15 protein-coding genes and 2 pseudogenes are annotated in these 25,015 nt (G+C 43.0%); 10 read left to right on the top strand and 7 right to left on the bottom strand.

Annotation, left to right across the window (positions count from 1 at the left end):
- The first annotated feature begins 221 nt into the window (after nt 1-221).
- Together BMY70_RS15370 and BMY70_RS15365 are read left to right on the top strand one after the other, a co-directional pair.
- Nucleotides 222-4,253 (top strand): hybrid sensor histidine kinase/response regulator transcription factor, encoded by a 4,032-nt coding sequence (locus tag BMY70_RS15370; protein ID WP_090336368.1) that lies wholly within the window; start codon nt 222-224, stop codon nt 4,251-4,253.
- Between the two features lie 188 nt (nt 4,254-4,441).
- Nucleotides 4,442-5,707 carry an SGNH/GDSL hydrolase family protein gene (locus BMY70_RS15365; protein ID WP_090336366.1) on the top strand — a complete coding sequence of 422 codons (1,266 nt, stop codon included), beginning with the start codon at nt 4,442-4,444 and terminating at the stop codon, nt 5,705-5,707.
- Nucleotides 5,708-5,828: 121 nt separating this feature from the next.
- On the opposite strand, the gene BMY70_RS31685 is transcribed toward BMY70_RS15365, so the two are convergent.
- Together BMY70_RS31685 and BMY70_RS31680 are read right to left on the bottom strand one after the other, a co-directional pair.
- Complete coding sequence (locus BMY70_RS31685) at nt 5,829-6,152, bottom strand: transposase (protein ID WP_374754709.1); 324 nt, start codon at nt 6,150-6,152, stop codon at nt 5,829-5,831.
- Nucleotides 6,046-6,405 (bottom strand): DUF4372 domain-containing protein, encoded by a 360-nt coding sequence (locus tag BMY70_RS31680; RefSeq protein WP_218148630.1) that lies wholly within the window; start codon nt 6,403-6,405, stop codon nt 6,046-6,048. Before BMY70_RS31680 ends, BMY70_RS31685 begins: the two co-directional genes overlap by 107 nt.
- 93 nt (nt 6,406-6,498) lie before the next feature.
- Between BMY70_RS31680 and BMY70_RS15355 the strand changes: the two genes are divergently transcribed.
- Nucleotides 6,499-6,924 (top strand): ankyrin repeat domain-containing protein, encoded by a 426-nt coding sequence (locus tag BMY70_RS15355; protein WP_090336364.1) that lies wholly within the window; start codon nt 6,499-6,501, stop codon nt 6,922-6,924.
- Nucleotides 6,925-7,271: 347 nt separating this feature from the next.
- Here BMY70_RS15355 and BMY70_RS31310 read toward each other — a convergent pair.
- Nucleotides 7,272-8,563: pseudogene (locus BMY70_RS31310) on the bottom strand (exo-rhamnogalacturonan lyase family protein).
- 537 nt (nt 8,564-9,100) lie between these two features.
- Between BMY70_RS31310 and BMY70_RS15340 the strand changes: the two are divergent.
- The 7 genes from BMY70_RS15340 (at nt 9,101) to BMY70_RS15310 (ending at nt 19,847) form a co-directional block, all read left to right on the top strand.
- Nucleotides 9,101-12,403, top strand: coding sequence for a SusC/RagA family TonB-linked outer membrane protein (locus BMY70_RS15340; RefSeq protein WP_090336359.1), 3,303 nt, complete (start codon nt 9,101-9,103; stop codon nt 12,401-12,403).
- Between the two features lie 20 nt (nt 12,404-12,423).
- Nucleotides 12,424-14,673, top strand: a complete 2,250-nt coding sequence (locus tag BMY70_RS15335; RefSeq protein ID WP_090336357.1) for a RagB/SusD family nutrient uptake outer membrane protein — start codon at nt 12,424-12,426, stop codon at nt 14,671-14,673.
- Nucleotides 14,674-14,784: 111 nt separating this feature from the next.
- Nucleotides 14,785-16,149: an arylsulfatase gene (locus tag BMY70_RS15330; RefSeq protein WP_229209624.1), complete on the top strand. Its 1,365-nt coding sequence runs from the start codon at nt 14,785-14,787 to the stop codon at nt 16,147-16,149.
- On the top strand, nt 16,149-16,865 hold the full coding sequence (locus BMY70_RS15325) for a DUF6250 domain-containing protein (RefSeq protein ID WP_090336353.1): 717 nt from the start codon (nt 16,149-16,151) through the stop codon (nt 16,863-16,865). Before BMY70_RS15330 ends, BMY70_RS15325 begins: the two co-directional genes overlap by 1 nt.
- A 109-nt stretch (nt 16,866-16,974) precedes the next feature.
- The gene (locus BMY70_RS15320; protein WP_090336351.1) at nt 16,975-17,820 is read left to right on the top strand and encodes a chromate resistance protein ChrB domain-containing protein; all 846 of its coding nucleotides are present in this window, start codon (nt 16,975-16,977) and stop codon (nt 17,818-17,820) included.
- A gap of 78 nt (nt 17,821-17,898) precedes the next feature.
- A complete protein-coding gene (locus BMY70_RS15315) occupies nt 17,899-19,095 on the top strand; it encodes a chromate transporter (RefSeq protein WP_090336349.1) in 1,197 nt (398 codons plus the stop codon).
- Between the two features lie 20 nt (nt 19,096-19,115).
- Nucleotides 19,116-19,847 carry a DUF2490 domain-containing protein gene (locus BMY70_RS15310; RefSeq protein WP_090336588.1) on the top strand — a complete coding sequence of 244 codons (732 nt, stop codon included), beginning with the start codon at nt 19,116-19,118 and terminating at the stop codon, nt 19,845-19,847.
- Between the two features lie 100 nt (nt 19,848-19,947).
- Here the strand turns inward: BMY70_RS15310 and BMY70_RS15305 are convergent, their stop codons facing one another.
- The 4 genes and pseudogenes from BMY70_RS15305 to BMY70_RS31305 form a co-directional block, all read right to left on the bottom strand.
- Nucleotides 19,948-20,565: a beta-class carbonic anhydrase gene (locus BMY70_RS15305; protein ID WP_177197034.1), complete on the bottom strand. Its 618-nt coding sequence runs from the start codon at nt 20,563-20,565 to the stop codon at nt 19,948-19,950.
- A 79-nt stretch (nt 20,566-20,644) separates the two neighbouring features.
- The gene (locus BMY70_RS15300; RefSeq protein ID WP_229209623.1) at nt 20,645-23,149 is read right to left on the bottom strand and encodes a PIG-L family deacetylase; all 2,505 of its coding nucleotides are present in this window, start codon (nt 23,147-23,149) and stop codon (nt 20,645-20,647) included.
- A gap of 12 nt (nt 23,150-23,161) precedes the next feature.
- Nucleotides 23,162-24,370 (bottom strand): sterol desaturase family protein, encoded by a 1,209-nt coding sequence (locus BMY70_RS15295; protein WP_090336583.1) that lies wholly within the window; start codon nt 24,368-24,370, stop codon nt 23,162-23,164.
- Between the two features lie 210 nt (nt 24,371-24,580).
- Nucleotides 24,581-24,797 (bottom strand): annotated as a pseudogene (locus tag BMY70_RS31305) (transposase); the annotation flags it as partial.
- Nucleotides 24,798-25,015 lie beyond the last annotated feature (218 nt).

Raw genomic sequence — 25,015 nt, 5'->3', positions numbered from 1 at the left:
CGGCATTTTATGACTGTGTCCTGCAACTTTGTGATTTGAATCACATGCGTGTCCCTGATGAAACCTCCAAAAAAACAAAGCCTTGTTATACTGATTGCCGCCTATGCTACGCTGATAAGTCTGATGGTTTATCTGTTTCTGTTATTTTTATAAATAACCGTCATTTAATCAGGGTAGTTAAGCTTAGGGGAAGTCTTAACAAGTAAATTGACCTGTTAAGAATGAAAATTTGGACGCTGTTGCTGTGGGGAATTATCTTTGTTTTTGATCTCAAAGGCCAGGTTCTTTCAGAGACAAGCTCTAATGTTTCTGTGGAGGAAGGGCTTATATTCAGTCGATACGGCAGTGCCGACGGTCTGCCCGACAACAGGGTGAGGTCTTTTTTACAGGACTCCCAGGGTTTCTTATGGATTGGGACCATGAATGGTCTGGCGCGATACGATGGTTATTCGTTTCGGAAATTTTATAAAAATAAAAATCTGCTTCCTGGTAATTGGATTAATGACCTGTGTGAGGATAAAAGCGGACTGATCTGGATTGCCACCCGGGAAGGCCTCGGCTGTTATGATCCTTTAACTGAAAGTTTCAGAAGCTACAAACATGATCCGAAGAACAGCACCACACTTTTCAGTTACCAGGTAAATACTGTAATGGTGGACGTGCTGCAAAAGCTGTGGATAGGTACGCCTCAGGGAGTAGCAGTATACAATCTCGCAACACATCATTTTACGACCTTGTCGTCTTTTCCGTTTAATCAGCCGGTACGTAAAATAATACGTTCAGAAGGTAATTTTCTTTGGATCGCTACGGATGCCGGGCCGATCAGGTACAACGCCAAAACCGGTGCTTACAAATTCTATCCTTTTCAGGCAAAACCCAATGCCTATGGCGACCGATACTGGTCAATGATCGAATCTGAAAAGAATCTGTATTTATCGACTGGCGGAAACGGACTGCTGCGTTTGCCCTACTTGCCTGATATTAAGGAGTACGGGACAATGCAGACCATCCAGGCTGGAGGCGGTTTGAAGGATAAGCAGATTTTTGATCTTTGCAGATCTGGCGATGGTTCCTTCTGGCTGGCAACAGACGACGGGCTTGCCCATCTTGAAAATCCGGATAAACCCTCTGCGACTTTAAAATGGTATCGTAATAATTCCCGCAATGTCCAGAGCCTGAGTAATGATATGGTTTACCGGTTACTGATCGACAAAACCCAGGTGCTTTGGTGCGGCACCGAATCTGAGATCAGTCAGCTGGACCTGAGTCTGTTGCCTTTCCGGCATTATACTTTCCGGTCAGCTCCAATGGCGGATCAGGTGCGTAGTATTGCAGCAGGTTCTGATCAGACGATATGGCTGGGAATGGGGAAATCCGGTCTTTACCGCCATTCTTCGGCAAATGGACAAACTACAGGTTACAAAATTAAACCTTCATTGCCTTTCTGGAATGAGCACCGCTCGCTGCTAACCAACAGGGAAGGAAAACTTTGGGCCGGTACATTGGGCGGTGCTTTTTACCAGGAAAATCAGCCATTTATTCCGGATATTCTGGAAGGAAAAGCAGTTTTTTGTATGCTTGAAGACACGGATGGCGGGGTTTATTTTGGAACCAATCACGGACTTTTTTATCAAAAAACAAACGGTAAAATCAGATCGGTTTCTCTTGGTTTAAAAGGTGCTGATTTTGTCAGGTCACTGCACAGAGATCACCGGGGATATATTTGGGTGGGTTTTGATAACGCCGGCCTGGGCAGGCTTGATCCCGACAGCGGTTTGTTCATCCGGTTATCGGCTACGGGAAATAATCTGTTGGGGAATGCTATCTATGCCCTTGCTGAATTTCCGGCAAATGTAATCTGGGCAGGTTCAGAATCCGGTTTGCATCAGTTGACAACGGACCGCTCAGGGCAATTTTTGTTAAAAACTTTTACCGAAAAACAAGGCTTACGTCATCCGTCGGTTAACAGTATTCAAATAGATCAGAACGGCTATTTATGGATTGGAACCCTCAAAGGATTACAACGTTTCGATCCACGCTCAGGAAGTTTCCGTACCTATCTGACGACACCCGCGATCAGTTATAATGCAACAGCCAATCTTTCCGGAAGGGAATTGCTGATAGGGCTTAGCAATGGCTTTTTACGCTTTAACCCTTTGGATCTAAAACATGTAAATTCTCCGCCTGCTGTGCGGTTGACCGATTTTCGTCTTTTTAACGAATCCGTAGGGATTAACGATGTAAGCAACGGGGATACAATTCTTACCCGTTCATTGCCATATACCAGGGAAATTACTTTAAACTATAAAAACAACGATTTTACTCTGGGTTTTACCGCCCTTCATTATACCAATCCGCAGGGGAATGTATTTGCCTACCAGATGGAGGGGTTTGATGCAGGCTGGATCAACGTGGATGCAGAACACCGCTGGGCAACTTACACCAATTTAAATCCCGGAACCTATTATTTTAAAGTTAGGGCAGCCAACAGTTTTGGTGAATGGAATACGCATCCAACCGTGCTGCGGATCAATATTCTGCCTCCACCCTGGAAAACCTGGTGGGCAATCATTATTTACGTTCTGCTCTTCAACGGCCTTCTGTTTGTAGTCATCCGGTATCTGCTGATCCAGGCCCGGCAGCGGGATGCGCTGGCTTTGGAGCAGTCTGAAAAGCAACAGTTAAAAACACTTCACAAACTTAAAGTTGATTTTTATACCGACATTTCCCACGAATTCAGAACGCCGCTTACATTGATGTCGGGTCCAATCGAAGACCTGATGACCGATCCCCAAATTCAGGGTAATACACGCGAAAAAGTGGGTTTTTTACAGCGCAACAGTCGTAAGCTGCTTGAACTGATCGATGAATTGATGACCTTCGAAAAATTGGATCAGGGTCAGCTCCGCCTTCGTATAAAGCAGCAGGATGTATCTGCTTTTGTGAGTGAAACAGCGAAAGATTTTGAGTTGTTGGCTAAAAGAAAAGGTATTGGTTTTGAGCTTAAGCTTCCTTCTGTTCCGGTTGTAGCTTCATTTGATACCAAGCAAATGCAGAAGGTTCTGGGCAACCTGCTGTCGAATGCACTCAAATTTACACCGCCTTACGGACTTGTAACCGTGAAGGTAAAGACTTCCGGAAACGAGGATGTAGCAGACGGGGTTTACATTGAAGTGCAGGATACCGGAAAGGGCATGAGCCCGGAGGAAATTAGCCAGCTCTTTGAGCGTTTTTACCAGTCAGAGTCTTCTCAGGGTGGAACGGGCATTGGTCTGGCACTTTCTAAAAAATTGGTTGAGTTACATGGCGGACACATTTCTGTACGCAGCACACCAAATCAGCTGACTTGCTTTGAAGTATGGCTGCCGTTAGCCGCAAGGGATACAGCAAATCAGGATTTCTCCACACCGGTAATTGCAGAAACGCCGGATGATGCTGCGTTGCAAATTGTGCCAGACAGCGAAACCCAGCTTGCCGAGATTTTACTGGTAGATGATAATGAAGAAATACTCGATTTTCTTGAAACAATCTTTAACGGACATTACCAAACCAGAAGGGCAGTTAACGGCAGCGATGCATTGATTAAAATAAAAGAAGCGGAACCTCGGCTGGTGATCAGTGATGTAATGATGCCTTTGTTGAACGGAATGGAATTATGTAAACAAATGAAACACGATTTGGCAACTTGCCACATCCCGCTTATTTTGCTCACTGCCCGCGTTGGGGTGGAAACAGAAATTGAAGGACTGGACCTGGGAGCTGATGCTTATTTGGCCAAGCCGTTTCATCCGGAGGTATTACGGGCTTTGGTGCGTTCGATGCTGGAGAACCGTCAGCGCATGATTCAGCGCTACGAAAAAAGTGATGAAATTATACCGCAGGATCTTGCAAGAAACCCGTTGGACGAAGAATTTCTCAAAAAGGTGATTGCCGGGATTGAAAGCAATTTAAGCAACGACGAATTTAGCGTTGAAGAGCTGAGCAAATATGTATGCATGAGCAGAAGCAATTTGTTCCGTAAACTCAAAGGACTGACTGATCAGACTCCGCTGGAATTCATTTACTTTATACGTTTAAAGCACGCCAGGGAAATGTTGCTGGAAAGAAAACACAGTATTGCGGATATTACGTATGAAGTAGGGTTTAAAAATCCATCCTCTTTTAGTAAGTCATTTCGCAAGCAATTTGGAAAGGCGCCCACTGACTATCTCCTGGATTTGGTGGCCCGGCAGAAAGCTGAATCTTTGCAATAAGAAATTAATTGGTGTCAAAATCTGCTCTGAATAATGTTGATTGGACTTTTAGCCATATATCTGCAACATCTCCTGTATATACTTTGTCTGTGAGCAGTTAATTTGCAATAGTTTAAATATTAGGGAGGCAAGAAATTCGCAATGCATATCTGCAATCTCTGGTTTCCTAACTAATAAACCATCAATTTATGCATCGCTTAAAAAGTCTGTGTTTGGTTTTGCTATTCTGTCCTGCACTCTGCCAGGCAGCTTTGGATTCTCTGGAAAATGCCTGTTTGCTTCGGGTTCGGGATGGCCTGCCATTTTTTTTCAAAAAAATCCTGTCCGGACAACCGGTTCATGTAGGTTACCTTGGCGGCAGTATTACCGAAGCTTCGCAAGGCTGGCGGGACCAGTCGCTGAACTGGCTGCAAAAGACTTATCCCCAGGCCAAATTTACAGGTATCAATGCGGGAATAGGAGGGACGGGTTCTGAACTGGGTGTTTTTCGTGTACAAAGCCAGGTGCTCGACCGCAAACCTGATCTTGTTTTTGTAGAGTTTGCAGTTAACGATAATGGGAAAAATACAGAACAGATTTACAAAGCCATGGAAGGTATCGTACGTAAAACCTGGCAGCAGAATCCGCAGACAGATATTTGTTTTGTATACACGCTGACAGCAGATATGGCAGTATTTTTCCAAAATGGCAAGCTGCCGGCATCAGCACTGGCCATGGAACAGATTGCCGAGCATTACGGAATACCAAGTGTGTGCTTGGGCCTTAAAGTGGCGGATCTTGCCAAAGAAGGCAAACTAATTTTTAAAGGAAAGCAGCAGGATTATCCAGACAAAATTGTTTTCTCTGCTGATAACGTTCATCCTTATTCTGAAACCGGTCACCTGCTATACACACAGGCATTGAGTGAAGCTCTGGAGAAAGTGGCTTCCTATAAATCAAAAATAAAAACACATGTTTTACCTGTGCCTTACCGCTCTGATAACTGGCAACAGGCGCGGATGATACCGGTAAGCGAATTAAGTAAACAGGGGCAATGGAAGGAGCTGACGCCGCAAACGGATACGGTCGCCAATCTACTCAAAAACAGATTTTCAGGACTATTAAAATCGACGCAGCCAGGAGATTATCTGGAAGTGAAAATGAAAGGGCAAATCTGCGGCTTATACGATGTAATGGGGCCGGGATGCGGACAATATTCGGTGGAAATTGACGGTGAGGAAAAGCAGTCGGTTTCGCGATTCGACGGATACAGCACTTATTATCGCGCTAACTTTTTTGTAATTCCGGTCACACCCGAAGGTGTTCATACGATACGTTTTAAAGTTTCATCGGAACGTCCGGACAAGGAGGCTATCCTGAAAACCAGAAATCAGATTACGGATGATCCGGCACGCTATGATAATGATGACTGTTATGCCGGAAAGCTGTTAGTTGTTGGAGAATTGCTCCGCTGACAAATTGAGTACGATGGTTTTATCACTCCTGAGCCCTGACTGGGGATCAATGTTGAAATTGGGTTCATTCACTGTATCATTCATTTTGCTCTTTGCTCTTGAAATTAAAAGGGCTCCAGACTCATTCATATTGAACAAGGCAGCGAAATCGATGTAAGCTTTGTCTGATATAGATGGCTCCAGGTGTTATTAGTAGCTCATCAAGTGCATTGCTATCCTGATATTTGCCATCAGTAACCAGGATAAAGGATGGAATATTGCCTCTCAGATCCAAAAGGGTATGAATCTTTATCGCGCCGCGTGAATACTTCCCTGGTGCCCAAATAAATAATTTCAAGCTAAGGGAAATCGTTGTTGAATCCAATGCGAACACTGAGGTTGGGAATTGGATTTGTTTCGTACAAAGGTCTGACCAAGTCAATAAGATACTGTCCAAAGTCGGCATATATTCTCCAGTCTCTATCCTCATTTGCACGTGAAAGCGTCGACTGGTTAACATGGCCTTTGATTTTAAGGTGATAAAGTTTGCTTTTAGGCGCTTTTAGACAAAGGCAGATATCCCCTAAGGAATTACGAGAGGTCAATTGACCAAAGAACAGTTGAACAAATTGATTCCAGCAATTGAATTCACGTGTCCTAAAATCGCCATTGTACTTTAATTCACATTTTTCAAACTTATACTGGTCAATAAAATGCAAAACTTAGAAAAACATACCTCCCTGAATTCATAGCCTCATGTAAATCGACAAAGCTACAGGTATATCAAATCAAAAATCAAAGAATGTCCGTAAATAATTTATTTACAACGTATTACAATTGGACGCACTCCGCTATTTTACAGCCTTTTCTTAGAAAAGAATGATTTACTATATAAATTGATACTAGCCGGAGCTAATATCAATCAGCAAGATAAGATAGGATGGACTACTCTGCATCACGCGGTTCAGAGGTACAACTTGCCAGCGACTCATTTGCTGCTAAAAAGTGGTGTTGATCTAGAAATGAAAGACGATTATGGCAATACACCTTTGTTGCGAGCTGTTTTTGAATCCAATGGTAAAGGCGAGATTATTAAGTTGTTGTTAAATTCCGGAGCTGACATTTATAACAAAAATGATTTGGGTATCAACTTTACTACAAGACAACAGGAGACTACTACTGCTATAAATGCTCCACGATTATCACAACCCATAGAAAGTAAGTCTCAATATTTTTAATTTATTCGAGCCGTTTTTACTGAAAAATTTACGAAAGTAAACGAGACAATCGAATTCAAGTTACTTAGGAATGGAAACAACCCTCCAAAAGCTATGTTTTATTTTGGAGCCAAAATTGATTTTAGCAAGTTGTCTTGTGGCTGATTTAACTACATTGAAATCAATATAATCTCTAGAAGTCCTCAAGAATGGGTAAATAAAAAGTGAGTATTAAATAAGCATCTGACTTTTGAATTGATTTACAAATTTCATAGTTTTATGAATAGTTAGTCGCAAATTCAAGATTGGTGTGTGATTCGGTGAGTTGGGTATTTTGTAGGATTTTTTTGGTGCTGATTTACAATTGTTTATGATTTTTGATATGATCCCAGCGGGATCACCTGATGGGACAAATCTGAAAATAACAGATTTGTCCCTTTTTCATTTTCTGATAACTTGCTGTTTTTCTGATAGATAAGATAAAGCACCTCATTAATTCTTGTGGTTCGATGTTGCACACCGTCAAAAGTGAGTTTTTCCGGGAAGATCGAACCGCCGGTAGGAGTGCCAAGATACCCCGTACCCTTCGAGCGTTTCCCATAGCCGGACTGGATCCAGCTGTGCCCGGCAGCGGTTTTCTTTTATATTTCAAATGAATCGGCGTTAGGCTGAAAAAGAGTATAGGAGCCGAATGCTGGAATGTACTGAAGTCTCTTTGATACTGTTTGCGGAAGTGAAGCGTTGGAGGGAGTCGCTTTCCCGGCTATCTGTGCTTCGGTAAAAGCTTTCCCCGATCGCGCCTTAATCCAGTCAGTCCACGGACACTTTCAGCAAATATACCGGAATTTTCTCCCGAAAATCGAACATGACGATTATGTAATTCCGTACTCTGCAAAGGAACCTGACAACGGATGCCAAGTTCACGAATAAAATCTTTATTTTCATCTGCGTCATATATAATGGTATGCATGATCCTCACTGCATCACTGCCGCGATAAAAATAAAGTCTGACAACAAATGGCAAAAGCTGTCTCTGTGTCTGAATGACTTCCTGCTATTTTACCACAGCCCTGACAGGGCCATTCTGCTCTACGGTCAGGTTACTGATCCTGCCTTCAAATTTGCTGACTGAGAAACTACTCTGCTCATCATCGTCACGTGCTTGCTGCTGTAGAAGCAGTACCAGTTTGGCATTTTTTGCTGTATCAATTCCCTCTTTTGAGAGGCTTTGAAAAATATCGTTTCCCTTCCTATCAATTACGCATTCCAGTTTACAAGTGTTTACTATAAGGATGTCACTTGTTTCTTTAGTTAACGGTTTATCGGATGTTTTCTTCGCTTTCCCAACTTTAAGTTGCAGTGGATGATCTTTTGCAACCTCAGCCCCTCCAAGTGCGCGAGCTGTCCACTTCAGGCTGCCGTCAGGCCAGTAGGCAAGGGGCCAGCTTTGAACAGATTTTCCGTTTGATTGGCCATTAATATAAAGCTGGAATCTTTCTTTACTTCTCCTTTTGGCCAGGGGGGGCCAGGTAACTCCTGGCGTGGGTATGTCCGGTGTGGGAGCTCCTCGTATAGAAAAAGACTCACTTCCAAGCCAGTCCAGGGGAGGCTTGACTGGCTCATTTGATTCAGAGGGTAGAGGCTTTATTGCTGAAAACAAAGGTATTCCGGTTGCGCTCAATGCAGTTTTTTTATAAATTTTCTTTGGGTCAGTTTGGTCACGGCTATTGCAGAACAAATAAATTTCTTGTTACACTTAAAATTAACGCAACGCCAAATTAAGAAAGTTTTTACTATATAATGCTTGTAGATTAAATAGATTACATAAATTTGTGTCAAACCTACAATTATTTATAAAAATAGGATATTTTTAATATATAGTTGTTCGGAGGTTGAGTTGGATGTGGTATAATTGGATAATTTCTGATTTTGTCTAATAGCTTTCTGCTTCTAAATAGTTTGAAACAGTGTTATCCGACAAAAGCTGCCGAATCCATTTAGCTATATAATCTATTTAAAATATAGGTCAACTAGTCTTATTTGTTATTGATAGTGAATGCCTTGTCTGATCGCGACATACACTGTATTCTAACCGTCATTATTCGTTAGAACGACCTGCCTTATTTGAGAAATTTTTATCAAATAGTTTAAACAATTTAATGAATATGAACCGTAGAGACCCGAGGTCATTTATTTTATGAAAAAAGCTTTTTACCATTTTATCATCGTTTCGTACCTGGCCGGCACATCTTTCGCTGTGGCAAGAAAACCTGTCATAGGCGACCGGAAGGGCAACCTGCTAATTGCTGAGAGGACCATTAACGGAACTGTTAAGGACGACAAAGGGGAAGTACTTCCCGGCGTAAGCGTGATCCTGAAAGGGACGACAAAGGGGTCATCCACCGATGAAAAAGGTAGTTTTCAGCTCATCATCCCGGATCAGGGCAGCGTGCTTGTATTTTCCTTTGTGGGATACGTACAACAGGAAATCGTTGTCAACAATCAATCTGTTGTGGATGTCGTACTTCTGCCAGATACCAAATCGCTGGATGAGTTCGTGGTCGTTGGTTACGGAACGCAGAAGAAAAGCGATCTGACGGGTGCGATATCCAGCCTGTCTGAGCAACAGATCCGCGAGAGGCCGGTTCAGAATGTTGTGCAGGCATTGCAAGGTAAAGTTTCAGGAGTAGATATTACGTCCAACCTTAGACCTGGGGAGGTCGGTCAGATTAGAATCCGGGGAAACCGGTCTATTAATGCTTCCAACGAACCGCTGTATGTGATTGACGGTATTCCTTTGTCAGCCAGTGAGGTAGCAGCTATCAATCCCAATGACATTGCATCCGTGGAGGTTTTGAAAGATGCTTCGGCCACAGCTATTTATGGATCAAGAGGTGCCAATGGAGTGATCCTCATCAATTACAAAGAGGGTAAAAAAGGCAAAATATCCATAAACTATGATGTCAGTTACACGGCTACTAAAATCCATTCGACAACGGATTGGATGAACTCGGGGCAGCTGTTAAACTGGCAGCGTCAGGCACATATAAATGGGGGAACATACACCGGAAAATATGGTACTGCCCCAGACCCGGATTTTGATATACAAAACTTTGGAGGAGGAGAAGAATATGGTATCAACAGCATTAAAACGGCTTATGCCTATAATCCTGATGGCACCGTGCAGATGCGAAATGCAACGGCTGATGAACTGGCGACCGGTTATGCTGCCAGTGTTCCGGTTTACAATGCAGGCAATTTGTTTGACCAGAAATGGAGAGATCTCGCTTCAAGAACCGGTAAAACCCAAAATCATCAGCTATCGCTCTCGTCGGGTACAGAAACTTCCAGGATTTATTTGTCTCTGGGTTACCTGAATCAACTTGGAACACTGAAAGACCAGGATTTTAACCGCTATTCACTCAATTTAAAAGGTGACATTACGCCAAGGAAATGGCTCACCGTAGGATTGGGTTTGAATGGTGTTTATTCACTGCAAAATTACGGCACTTCCGAAAATTCGTCTAATAGCGGGGCCAAGGACTCTTACGGTCAGGCACTTGCGCTGATGCCATATGCACGCGCGTTTGATGATAATGGTGGATTGCTAAATACCAATAGGGAAGGCCTATCTGCACATAACGTGCTCTTAAACATCGAAAACTCCACAAACGAACATAAGCTGGCGTCGGTTCTCTCGAATCTGTTTGCAGAGGTTCGTTTCACGGACTGGCTGAAATACTCAGTCAAATTTGGCGCTCAATATAGTGATAAGGAATATGGTTCATTTTATGGGCCCAACTATACCAATCCGTTTAGCGCAGTCGGAACTGCTCCGCTTATTGGTTATAACCAGCATAACAAAAGCCTAGGCTGGACGCTGGAAAACCTTTTATTTTTTAACAAGCAGTTTGGGATTCATAGCATCGGAGTTACTGCTCTTCAATCTTTGCAGCAGAATACCACGAATTCTATCAACATCCGCGCACAGGGAATTACGTTTCCATCTTCGGAATGGTATAATCTTGCTGCCAATTCTATTGGTAATCCTATGGGATATGGAACGGCATACAGCCGTTCGGCACTGGCTTCGTACATGGGGCGGATTAATTACAGTCTTTTAGACAGATTTCTGGTAACCCTCTCAGGACGCTGGGATGGAGCGTCGGTATTGGCAACCGGTAATAAGTGGGCGTTTTTCCCGTCGGCCGCTTTGGCCTGGAAGCTCGAAGAAGAAAGTTTTATTAAACAAATTGATTGGATAAGTCAATTGAAGTTGCGGTACAGTTGGGGGCGTACGGGTAACTCGTCGGTAAGTGCATATTCTACAGGAGGTTCAATCATTGGTGCTGCCTATGTATTTAACGAAACGCAGTATGCCGGTTACAAGTCTGCCTCGATGCCTAATAAGGATTTGCGCTGGGAGAAGACAGCACAGCAAAATGCAGGTCTGGATTTCGCTATTTTACGCAATCGTATTTCCGGTTCTTTTGAAATTTACAAGGCAGAAACGTCTGATCTGTTAATGTCACGATCAATTCCTCCTGTATTGGGTTATACCAGCATTCTGAGCAACATTGGACGTACCAGGAATAGTGGCATTGAAATTTCAGTGTCGTCCGTGAATGTTCATAATAAGGACTTCACCTGGAAGACAGATTTTAACTGGTCCACCAATAGGGAAAAGATACAGGAACTTAGCGGCGGCAAAATAGACGATCTTGCCAATGGCTGGTATATCGGTCAGCCTATATCGGTTTTCAGGGATTATAAATATGACAGACTGTGGCAAAATACACCGGAAGATGCACGCCTTATTGAGCTTTACAAAAAGATAGGAAATATCACGGCCCTTCCTGGTCAGGTCAAAATAAAGGATCAGGATCTGGTGATAGCACCCGATGGTGCTGATAATTCAAAATCAGTGACACTGGCGAGTGGTGAAGTTGTAAATTATGTGAATAATGGTTTTGGAACGATCAATGATGCAGACAAAGTGATCCTGGGGAGCAATCGTCCGGCATGGGCAGCAGGACTGACCAATACAGTGAGCTACCGGAATTTTGAATTGAGTTTCTTTTTGCAGGCAAGGATCAATAATCTCTATTATGGTGCCCTGCAAACCTATGGCCGCCGGGTGGAGAACGATACCTGGAGCCCTGAAAATACGGATGCGAAATATCCTCAGCCGACCACTGCGACCTTTACTAATTACAATTATGTGAGAAATTATGTAAATGGTTCGCTGGTTGCTCTTCGAAACGTTTCGCTTACTTATACGCTGGCACAGTCAATCGCGGACCGATATAAGCTGGGGAATTTCCAGGTTTATGCACAGGTACTTAATCCATTTATCTGGGGTGGCGAAGCAGTGAAAACCGGTTTGAATACAGAGGATATCACTGGGTGGGACACTACTGCCGGCGCGCAGTCTGGCGGGCAGACTAACAATACGATTCTTAACAGAAGTCTGGTTGTTGGTTTGAGAATTACACTTTAACATAAAATGGCTACCAAAAAATGAAGAAATATATCATACTTGCTTTATTATTACCCCTGACTTCGTGCAAGGATTTTCTCGAAGAAAAGATGGTCTCAACCATCACTCAGGATTATTTCGAAAGTGAAAAAGGAGTGGAGGAGCTCGTTGTGGCATCTTACAATACACTGCGCTGGAAATATGGCTTCATGGAAGGCCCCTACCTTTTCGAAACCGGAACGGATATTACTGAACCAACTGATAACAACTGGGCGACGATCAGTCCGGCAGTTTGGTCTTCTACCGGGGAAGCAGGAAGCTATGCGAATAACCTGATGGGTTATTATGCAACTCAGCTATTAGGCAGTTATCCCATCATCAATGATTGCAATAAGGCGATTGAGATCATCACCGAAAGGCCACCCGGGAAATTTGCTACCGACAAAGATCTTGCCAGTAAACGACTGTCAGAGGTGTATTTCCTCCGCGCCTGGAGCTACTACATGCTGGTAACACAGCTTGGGGATGTTCCCATGCCTTTAAAAAGTAATAACTCCCTGCCAGCGGCATATAATTTTCCTAAATCGTCTTCGGCGGAGGTCTATGCGAGGATTATAAATGATCTGCGCTATGCACATAGCCATCTGCCGTTAAACGGACAAACTGAACGTGGCAGGATCACGAAATATGCAGTATCTCATTTGCTAGCCAAATTGTATTTGCAAAGAGCACAGGGACAGGAATTTGCCCAGTTTAGGAATGCAGATGGGACTATCAATGTAAATGATCCAAATGCGTATCTCGGGTTGCTTTACAAGGGAAAAGGTAGTGCTGACCTGGATTCGGCACGAATCTATGCAACTGAGGTAATTGACGCATACAAAACGTCCAATGGCGGCCAATTCGGTGGCTTGGCAACCGACTTCTGGGATCTATTCAAAACGGCCAGAGGTGATTGGAGCAATGAAAATAATGCTGAAATTATCTTGCAGGCGTCTTACGGAAACAATCTGGACAATGGCCGCTATGGTATGCGTACAACGGCTGCTTTTACCTGCGATTATACCAATGCGGCCTGGAATATTCCTTCCAAAACCTGGGCCTATGGACTTCGAAAAGGAACGGGTTTCCTACCAACCGACTGGGGTTATGACGTCTTTACCGATAAGGTCAACGATTCAAGATTTGAAAAGAGTTTTCAGATAGAGTACGTCAGTGCTTCTTTTGATAATGGAACCTTATCAGACGGGCCTGGACTGGCTTACACCGACGCAAACAACAAATCAGTGACCTGGACAGCGGATGAGGCAAGTTATTTTAACGCGAATATTCAGCCCGAATACAACCGAACTTCCTGGGGAGGTAGAAAAGCTGTGACGGGTCAGCGTAAAATCGGGCAGGGTGACCTTGGCCTTGTGTTCTTGGAAAACACAAAAGAAACGGCAATAGACTATTTGGAAGCAGTTTCTCAGCCTTATGTTCTTTATCCAAGATGGGTCAAAAAAGGAAGTGAATATCTTTATCGTAAAACTGGTGTAGATAAGCTTTCTTCAAATACCGGTTTACTTATTGGAAGAACGCTCCGTCCGTCATCGAGAAAATTTATTGACCCCAACCGAAGCACAGTTGACAACCATTTTGGTACCAGGGATGTTGCCATTTTTCGCCTGGCCGAAACTTACCTGATCCGTGCAGAAGTTTATGGTAGACAAGGAAACATTGGTGCTGCCATTGATGATATTAATGTTTTAAGAGCGAGGGCAGCTTATAAAGCAGGGGAGAAACGGGCGGAGATATTGGCGCGTTTATATCCCGGGTCGGAAAGTCTGGCTAAGTCGGAAAGAACTTTTCCCTATGCATCAGCATCGGATTCTTATACCAAGATCAAGGTGGATGCTTCTTATTGGGACGGTGGCTCGGCAAAATCAAAAGCAGAAAATTATCCACCGGAAGCCAATACTTCGGCGAAGCGTTTTATCCATTTTATTTACAATGAATATTCCAGGGAGTTCAATTCCGAACAGGTCGTTTATGAAGGTATCCACCATGCAGGGATTCAGCTTGAACGGGTATTGCACCACAACCAGCTTGCTTCAAACAAATCCGGTAACTGGCCTGTGGCCGATAACCCGGTGAATGGCAACGGGCAGAATGGAAATGGCAAAGGTGTTTTTCGTTCAAAAGACACTTTTAAACCTTTTCCTCAGACATTTATCAATATGCTGACGGATGAAAAAGGCGCAGCACTGGGATCTGTACAGATAACAAATTATCAGAATCCTGGATATTGATTCTGAACTTACCCGGATTTTCTGTGGATGAAAATTACAGAAAATCCGGTCATAACCTGAAAGGTTAGTTTTATCTTGGAGTAATCAGAAATAACTTAAATCAGCATGTCTTTGAAAAAATTTAGTAGGTTACTTGTTACGATACTTCTTACGGGAAAAGTTTTTGCGCAATCCCCCAATATTATTTTCATCGTTGCTGACGATCTTGGCTATGGAGATATTGGAGTTAACGGACAGAAATTAATCCGTACTCCAAACATCGACGCCCTTGCAAAAGAGGGCGTTACTTTTACAGATTTTCACGCAGGAGCGCCTGTTTGTTCCCCATCACGGAGTGTACTGATTACGGGCTTGCACACCGGTCACACTACGATCCGGGGTAACGCTACAAAAAAAGGTGGAATCGCGGGCAATAAAGGAAAACAAACAGTTTACCGCGCCAGTCTGGCAAAAGATGATTTTACTGTCGGGAAACTGATGCAACAGTCTGGCTATACAACTGCTTTAATGGGTAAATGGCACCTGGATGGCTATGACACGCTAGCCACACCGATTCACCGCGGTTTTGATGAATTTTCGGGCTGGCTGATCAGTTACAGTGAAACCTATGCAAATGGCTACTGGCCGGCCAAAAGGTACACGAATGGAAAACTGACTGATGTGCTTCCGAATCAGGGTGGGAAGAAGGGGTATTATACCGACGATATCTGCACGGATGAAAGCCTTGATTTTTTGTCCAGGCAAAAAAAAGCGAAAAAACCATTTCTTTTAATGATCAATTACAACAGTCCGCATTCGCCGCTTGACGCCGTGGACAGTACGGTTTACAACGAAAAAGACTGGCCGCAGGATATGAAAATTTACGCCTCGATGGTCCATCATCTGGACGAGAACGTTGGTAGAATCAAACGATACTTGATCGATAGCGGATTGTCAAAAAACACAATTGTGTTCTTTTGTTCTGACAATGGACCGAGATCAGAGGAAACAAAACAACAAACCGCAGTAGCTGATTTTTTTGATTCCAATGGCGATTTTAGAGGATACAAAAGAGATACCTATGAAGGCGGTGTGCGTGTACCGCTGATCGTGTGGGCACCTGGAAAAATTAAGGCCGGAAGTATTAGCAAAGAGCCCGCTTATTTCGCGGATGTGATGCCCACTTTCGGGGATATTGCCCATTCGAAAGTAAAATACAACACAGACGGAATAAGCATTTATCCGTTTATTAAAGGACAAAAATCCGGCGAGCCACGCTTTCTATACTGGGAATTTTTTGAGAGAGGATTTGAGCAGGCTGTTCGGTATGGGAAGTGGAAAGCCGTTAAAGCCCATGGAAAAACAGAATTATATGATCTTCAGAAAGATCTGGGAGAAGTAAATGATGTTGCAAAACAAAATCCAGCTATCATACAGAAAATTGATGCTTATCTTTCCAATAATAGAACAGAGTCTCCTTTTTGGCCGATAGATTAATGAGTATTTTATCAAAATTAAAAACGGGAAGAATTCTGTTGGTCATTATTCTTCTTATTTATTTTAAAACTCATGCACAGCAGAAAAGACCTTCTGCTGAAAAACTGATTTTTACTGAGTATTTTTACGGAAATCTGGATAGAAAGCTATGGATATCTGAGATTGAACCCGTAGGGAAATCATCTGTCTACACTAAAAATGGGAAGTTGATGATGGATACAGCAGGCGGTGTCACGGTTTGGTTTAATCAAAAACTGGAAGGCAACATTAGGATAGAGTATGACTGGAAAGTCCTCGTTGATACCGGGCGAAACGACCGGCTATCAGATTTAAATCAATTCTGGATGGCGGCAGATCCACGCAGTAATAATCTTTTTACCAGATCAGGGAAATTTGAAACCTATGACTCACTGGCTTTATACTATGTTGGATTTGGTGGAAATGGTAACACAACTACGCGATTCAGAAAATATCATGGAAACGGGCAGAAACCACTGCTGCAGGAATATCTTGATTCAGCATATTTGCTGAAACCCAATCATACATATCATATTTCGATCACAGTCAGAGATGGAAAGACCACCTTCTCTGTTGACGGTAAAATACTTTTTGACTGGACGGATCCTGACCCGCTCAGAAGCGGTTATTTTGGCTTTCGCTCGACCAGCGCCAGACATGCGATTGATCATTTCCGTGTTTACCGATTGATGTTATAACTTTTGTACTTTCGTGACGTCTTTTTGCTTTTAGTATGATTTGTAATAGCTTGCTTTTAAGATAACCAGAAAGAACTTTAGGTAAAAAAAGAGTATAGATAAAATCGGAATGAACTGGATCACCCGCGAAAGACCCAAGATTGACCGTATCGCCTGTCCCTGGCTGATCAAAAGATTCATCGATCCGGATGCGCAGATATTTTATGTCCCTTTTAACCTCGTCAGGCAGAAAGCTATTGAACTTGATGCGACACCGTTTGATATTCCCGACACAGAATTTACGCATTACGAAGACCGATGTACTTTTGATTTTTTCCTGGAAAAATATGAAATAGAAGATCCGGCCTTGAAGGATATGGCAACAATCATCCGGGGGGCTGATACCGATAATCATTCACTTGCCAGTCAGTCCGCTGGATTATGGGCAATTTCGGCGGGACTGGCTTTTAACATTACCGATGACCAGGAACTGCTGGAAAAAGGTATGCTCATTTATGATGCACTTTACAGCTGGGCAGTTCATCTTCAAAAACAAAAACATACCCAAAATCCGACTGAAAAACTGCTTTTAGCCGTTTTTAATACGTACCTGGACAAGCAAAATTCTGAGGAAATTAAAACACCAAAATGGGCTCAGGAGTTAAAGGAAATCATACAGGACCAGATTGACACAAATCTAAGTTTAAGCCTGAAAGAAATTTCGGAAGGTTTACAGATCCATCCATCCTATGTATCAAGAGAATTCTCCAAATATTTTAGTAACCTTTCCTTTGGTGAGTATATCCGCAAACTCCGCATAGAGAAAGCGATTGATCTGTTATCCAACCCTGACCTTACTTTGTCAGAAATTGCGTATCTGACGGGCTTTTCTGATCAAAGTCATTTTACCAGGATTTTTAAAGCCCAAATGGGTAAAAACCCTTCCGATTTCAGAAGAAATTTGCGCAAAAAGTAATTTCTGTACAAATCGTCATTTTCGTTCTATTATTTGAATATCGCCTGGGGTAGTATTGCAGTGCAAACCGCAATTCATATGGTCAGTGAAAATATCGAAATAGAAGATCGACGGAATTTTTATAGTCTGTTCGATCTAACCAAGTACTTCTTTAAGCTTGGTGCACTGGGCTTTGGCGGCCCGGTAGCCCTGATCGGTTATATGCACCGCGACCTGGTCGAACACCGCAAGTGGATCAGCGAAGATGAATACCGTGAGGGGCTGGCGCTTGCACAGCTTGCTCCCGGACCGCTGGCAGCCCAGCTGGGCATTTATCTCGGATACGTTCATTACGGTGTCTGGGGCGCTACGCTTACCGGGCTGGCTTTTGTGCTTCCATCCTTTGTTATGGTGGTTTTACTGGGTATGGCCTACAAACTATACGGTGGGCTTCCGTGGATGCAGTCTGTGTTTTATGGGGTTGGCTCTGCTGTGATCGGTATTATCTCTTTAAGCTGTTACAAGCTGACGATCAAATCGGTGAGTAAATTCGAAATAGATGCGATCAAAAGCAGATGGATGCTATGGCTGTTCTTTTTAATTATGGCCACCGTTACTGCTACTGCACAAAGAGAGGAAGTTTGGCTATTTTTGATTTTGGGCTTTATCTACATGGTCGTAAAAGCACCTCCAAAATGGTTGCGAAGAAAAGATACATCCTTATCAATTATTCTTTTAGTTGGAACAGGATTCTGGCAATATGAGCCTGGTGAGCTCGTCAAACTAGGATTATTCTTTACGGAGGCGGGAGCATTTGTTTTTGGGAGCGGACTGGCGATCATCCCATTTTTGCAGGCTGGCGTAGTTAATCAAATGGGCTGGCTCAATGAACAGCAGTTTCTGGACTCAGTTGCCGTGGCCATGATCACACCCGGACCTGTAGTTATCACTGTCGGTTTTATCGGTTTTCTGGTTTCAGGGTTTGCCGGGGCGGTAGTGGCCGCATTGGGCGTCTTTCTTCCGTGTTTTATATTTACAGTTTTACCTGCACCTTACTTTAAAAAGATTGCAAAAAACACAAGTGTCAAAGCATTTGTCGATGGAATTACAGCAGCCGTGGTGGGTGCGCTTGTAGGATCAGTGTTCGTCATTGCAACACGCTCCATTGTCGATACTGCATCGGCTGCTATTGCTGTCGTCACGGTACTGGCTCTGATTTACATTAAAAAATTACAAGAACCATATATCATACTCATGGCCGCAATTCTCGGCTTTTGCATCAAAACTTATCTATGATTATTTTTTTACCTGCTTTCATGAAGAGATTTACTTTAATAATGTTGGTCCTTTTTTCAATTCCATCACTGGGTCAAAAACAGATCAATAAGCATAGTGGCGTTTGGTTTGGCTATTTCAATCAGACCAGGCTAACCGATAAATGGGGTATCTGGCTGGATGTCCACGCAAGAAGAACAGATTTTCTTGACCGCTGGTCAACACAAATTATCCGTCCGGGAGTTACCTACTACGCAAATGATCATCTCCGTTTCACAGCCGGGTATGCCTATGCCCGAAGTTATCCTGCCGCTGGCCTGCATACGGTCCGGCCCGAAAACAGACTCTGGCAACAGGTGCTTTGGACCAGCCGTCAGAAACGGCTACAAACCCAGCAGTGGATCCGTCTTGAAGAACGTTTTAACCGTAAAATAGCAAATGATCAGCTTCTTGACGGTTCGAATTTTAATTTCAGGTTCCGTTATCTTTTAAATCTGATGGTACCGTTAAACAAAGACTTTATCGAACCGAAAACTTTATTTTTCGCCTTTAATGATGAAATCCATATCAACGCCGGCAAACAGATTACCTATAATCTCTTCGACCAGAACCGTTTCTTTGTCGGCTTAGGTTATCAATTTACAAAAGGCTTGAATTTGCAGGTAGGCTACATGAATCAGTTTCAGCAGCTTGCTTCCGGAAATCATTTTAACAGCAATAATGTACTCAGGATTTTTGTCTTTCATAATCTTGATTTGCGTGCGAAGAGGTAGTCGTTGGACGTGTTGGTAGTCGAGTTGACAATGCCTGTTTTTAGTTTCGAGAGTGTCCAGTTGAAAGACACTCTCTGACTAATTCAAAAAAAAAGTTCGGTTATGCTGCAATTTTTCCTGCTTCGGTGGCTTCCGGAACCTCGATCAGGCTCCCGGATTTTACATCATAAACAAAACCATAAATCGGAATGAGCGGATTGACAAGAGAGTGTTTTCTGATTCGTTTAACATCTTCGGTTACGCTATTCTCCAGGTTTTTAAATGTTAGAAATGCTGTGAATCTCCCTTCGTCAGATCCTCCTGTTTCTTCAGTATTTCTCCATCCGTTTTCATCAACAGTTGCTGTTTTCAGGCTTGTTGCCAATAAATCCCTGATGATGTCATCTGTAAAAAGCTGCATACCACAGTCGGTATGGTGAATGACAAACCACTCTTTGGTGCCCAGCAGTTTGTGTGAAATGATAAGTGAACGGATTGCGTCGTCACTGGCCCGGCCACCAGCGTTGCGTATGACATGTGCGTCTCCCTCGGCCAGTCCCGCATATTTGGCAGGATCCAGGCGCGCATCCATACAAGTCAGAATGGCAAACTGACGAGCAGGGGGCAGGGCAAGTTTTGATTTGTCGCCAAAGTTTTTGCTATAATCTTTATTCGCATCCAGCACCTCTCTTAAAATAGTACTGTTTTGGTAAATTGTATCTGTTTTTTGTTCGGACATAACATTGAAAATTTAGGTTTGAAATAATTGTAAGGCTTAAAAAATCAATGTGCAGGGTAAGTTGGATTGTTATTTAAACTCATCTTCCAAGCGAAATCAAATTGGAAAATATACGATAGGCACCGGGAACTCCCGCGGGCAATTGACGAAACCAGCTCATAGTCGTGTACACGTAAGTTCCTTTTCCGTATTTGGCAATCAATATGCCGCCGTCTAGTTTTTCACAGCCCGGGTCGTTGCAGGAAATAACTGTTTCGTATTTATCCGACCAGTTTTCGGGCTGGTAAAGGCTGCGCTCCTGGACCCAGCCTTCGAAATCCTTTTGCGTAATTTTATTCGGATAATTCAAAACTTTGCAGTTTTTGTTGAGAAAGCGAACCTCAGAGGCTTCCACAGTTACTCTTTTGCTGGAAACCGTAAAGGGGTAGGGGCCAAAATCTTTCATCAGCAAGCCCTGATCCGAATTGTACTGGACGATCAGATTACCTCCTTTTTCTACATATTCTAACAAGATCGGATTAATGATTTTCAGCCGCTCAACCATATTGTATGCCCTCACGCCGACGATTACCGCATCATATTTTTCCAGCTTTTCAGCCACGATTTCCTGATCTTCCAATATCACAACTTTATAGCCGATCTGCTGCAAACTGGCAGGAACCATGTCGCCAGCCCCTTTGATGTAGCCAATCAATTGGCCATTCTTCTGGATATCAATTTTAACGACCTTCGCCTTTGCCTTTGGAAAACTAATCTGAGTGGGAATATGCGGATAGCTGATCAGATTTAAACTCTGGCTGTAATCCTTTCCTGCCACGGTCACAACCGCACTGATTTCCGCCTCATCCCCATAAGCCGGCGGATACAAATCAAACTTGACATTTTGTTCGGCTCCTTTTGTTTCAAGATTTACCGGAATGGAAAATGGTTCTGCGCGCCAACCCTTTGGCAATTTTAGTCTAACATTTGCTGTTAGACTGGCAAGCGCAGACTTTACATTTATAATTATCTGTTTACTATTTGCACCATCAAATAAGTAGACTTGATGTTCGACAGAAACATATGCCGGCGGCGTTATTGCAAGCGGCTGAAAAATCTCTCCTTGAATCGGATCCGTTTTTTGATAAGCAACCGGGACCATATATTGAACCGGATATCCGTCTATTTCCAAATCGAATTTCACTTTTGCTACGGGCTCATTCTCAGCCGATCCGATATCGGTCTGATTGGCAACATCAAAAAGTCCCTGACTGCCTTCTTTTTCCAACCAGTAGGGCTGCGAGTATTTTGTGTCTGCGGGAATCCGGGCGGTTCCGGATAGCTCAAGTTTTTTATTTGTAGTCAGTTCAATATTTAACAACGAGTCTACCCGTTCAAATGGCAAACGAATTTTCTTCAAAATAACAGGAACCGTACTGCGGTGGGTGGCTTCAATTTTGAGACTAATTTTTTCTCCCTGCGTATAGGTGTAGTCGTCCGATTTTACCAAAAGGAATAATCCCAGCGCTTCCTGTATTACTTTATTTAAATCTTTTAATTTCTCCTCTTTCCAATAGCTGTCCGGTAACTTTGTAAGTTCAGATTTTACCTTTAATAAAAGCGGGATGGAAACCGATGGATTCATACAGTTGTAAGAACGTATGGTCTGTGTGATGAGATCTTTTACTTTCTGTGCGTCTTTCACTCTGCTCCATTGTATATCGATGTTATCGAATAAATCACCTGTTGCCTTTGCTCCCTTGACATGCTTGAAATATTCGGTCAGGCTACCCCGAAATCCAACAGTTCCAAATCCCTGTGTCTTATGAACAGTCCTGCTTTCAGCGGCAATTTCGCCGTATGATTTTCCCAGAAGCGGATTGAAACCACCTACATCAATTTTGATACATTCCTTTTCATCCTTTTCATCAACGGCGTCCCGGCGCTGATTCCACCACATACCTGCATTCCAGACCAGACGAGTCGCTTTCCAGGTGTCTACATACTTCAATTGTTCAGGAAACTTTTTTGGATCTGCTGCTGCATCAAAAGCTTCATCGGCCAGAATAGCCGCTGCAATATGCTGGCCGTGTCCTGCTCTTTCGTCAGGTGGGAAACGGGATACAATAACATCCGGTTTGAAATTTCGGATCACCCAGACCGCATCGGCAAGCAGATTTTCTCGGTCCCAGATGGTGAAAACCTCTTCGGCGCTTTTGGAAAAACCAAAGTCAACGGCCCTGGAAAAGAATTGTTTACCACCATCGATTCGTCTTGCCTGCAAAAGTTCCTGTGTCCTGAGTATTCCCAGATTTTCTTTAATCTCCGTGCCAATTGCATTTTGTCCGCCGTCGCCACGGGTAAGCGAAAAATATGCGGTGTTATAGTGTTTTTCATTGGCCATATAGGCGATAAATGTTGGGTTTTCGTCATCGGGGTGTGCCCCGAAATACAATATATTGCCTAATACATTCAGCTTCTGGATGCCTTGAAAAATTTCCGAAGAGGACGCTCCCGAAGGGACTTGCGCCGAAATGTTTTTTGAATTTAACATTCCCGTCAACGCAGTTACAAGTAATAGATAACGATGTATACAGGTTTTCATAGGTTTGAAATTTTATCTTCCGTATATTGATTTCAGGTAGTGCTTTTGCAGAGAGGAAAAATAAGACAGTGAAGCAATTGTCAGCAGCGAGAGGAATACCAAGGTTGTAGGGTGTGGAAAGTAATAAAACGTAGTGACAGCCAGGAAAAAACCGCGAATTAATTCCAGGAAGAAAACCCATCTCCGTTGTTCCATTATAGCTCCACAATTGATAAGTGTAACGAGAATAAATAAAGCTGACATAATCTGAAGGAACTGGTCGGTATGATGCTCCAAAAGCAGCAGCAGGAACAGCATGGTAACCATCACTGTAAACTGGCAGAGAACATAAACCCGGAATTTTTGCGAGCGTGTTCTTACCTTATGTCTTGATAAAAATTTCTTTTCTACTTCTGCTCTTATGTACGGATCAAGGTCGGCCGGGCGGCCGAAAACCAGTTTTACCTTGTTCCAAAAGCCCTGCCTCTGTTTTGTCATATACCAGAGTTCTACCAGATAATGAAAATGTTGCCAAAGGAAACTGTAACTATCGAGCTGTTTGGTAAGGCCGTATCGTGCTTCTTCTTTTTCTTCGGCAAAAGTCCCGAACAGCTTGTCCCAGATGATGAACATATCGCCGAAATTCTTATCCAGATAAGCCTCATTACTTGCATGATGAACCCGGTGGTGAGAGGGCGTAACGAGTATGTATTCCAGGATGCCGAGCTTCCCGATTAACTGGGTATGCGTGAAAAATGGATATAAACCATGAACAATCAACATAATCGTAATCATGGAAGCAGGAAATCCTACAATAGGCAGAACCGACCAGAACAGCGTTCTGATTACGGCCTGAAAGAAGGTGATCCTTGTCCCGGCGGTATAATTAAATTCCTCACTGCTGTGGTGAACCACATGAAACCCCCAGAATAAATTGACCTTGTGGCCCATACGATGATACCAGTACCAGATCAGGTCCGTGGATAGGATCAGGGCAATCCACATCAGCAGCGTTGGTTGGATATCAAAAATAGCAAAGTGGTTGTGCAGGTAATCGTAAAAGAAAAAGAAACCGGCTGCGGTAAACATATCGATTAACCTTTCGGCCACACCGATGTTCATGTTGGCGATGGAGGAGTTAAAATTAAAAACCGACCTGTTAAATCGTTTTGAAAACCAATATTCCAGACCGATAAAAAACAGGAAAAACGGAACGGCAAAGGCCATGTAATTTAAATTCATTGGAATCTCAGGCATATAATACTTTGCTGGCGACTTCTAAAAAAATAATGAGAATGGAATTTTTGTCTTCTGTCTTGACATAGCTCTTAACCTTTTTGAGGAAATCATATAGCGGGTCGATGTATTTGTGCCGGGTCTGTTGCTGAAATTCTAAGACAGTAAGATTATTGTTGTTGTCCCTGAGCAAGTGTAAGGCAATAAAAAAATAGGAAACCGGTAACTTGCTGCCTTCCAGAATTGTCCCGCTTTGCAACGTGGTTCGGAATCTGCAATTTTTACATTGAAACTGGTGTTTAGATGCAAGCCAGTAGTGATTTGTTCCGCCACATTTTTTGCAGATCACTCCTTTTTTTAAACGATAATCCTTAAATGCTTCAATGGCAAGTTCTTCTTGTCTGTAAATGGCCAAAGGGTCTTTTGAAAGCATAACTCCTCTTCTAAAATTTTATTCATGGCCAAAAATACGAAACATTTAAATTTAAAAAATATAAAGCCTATGGAATTGGTAGATAATTTATGTTGGTGGTACGATAACCAATCACTTGTCTTCGTAAATCGACAAACCCGAGAGGATATACAGCGGTAGATAATTTTGATTATATGCTTTTTTTAGAGAATTATTTATCTAAAAATTAACTTGAACTG

This window comes from Dyadobacter koreensis (genome assembly GCF_900108855.1).
GTDB classification, from domain to species: domain Bacteria; phylum Bacteroidota; class Bacteroidia; order Cytophagales; family Spirosomataceae; genus Dyadobacter; species Dyadobacter koreensis.
This window is presented reverse-complemented; position numbering and strand designations above follow the sequence as displayed.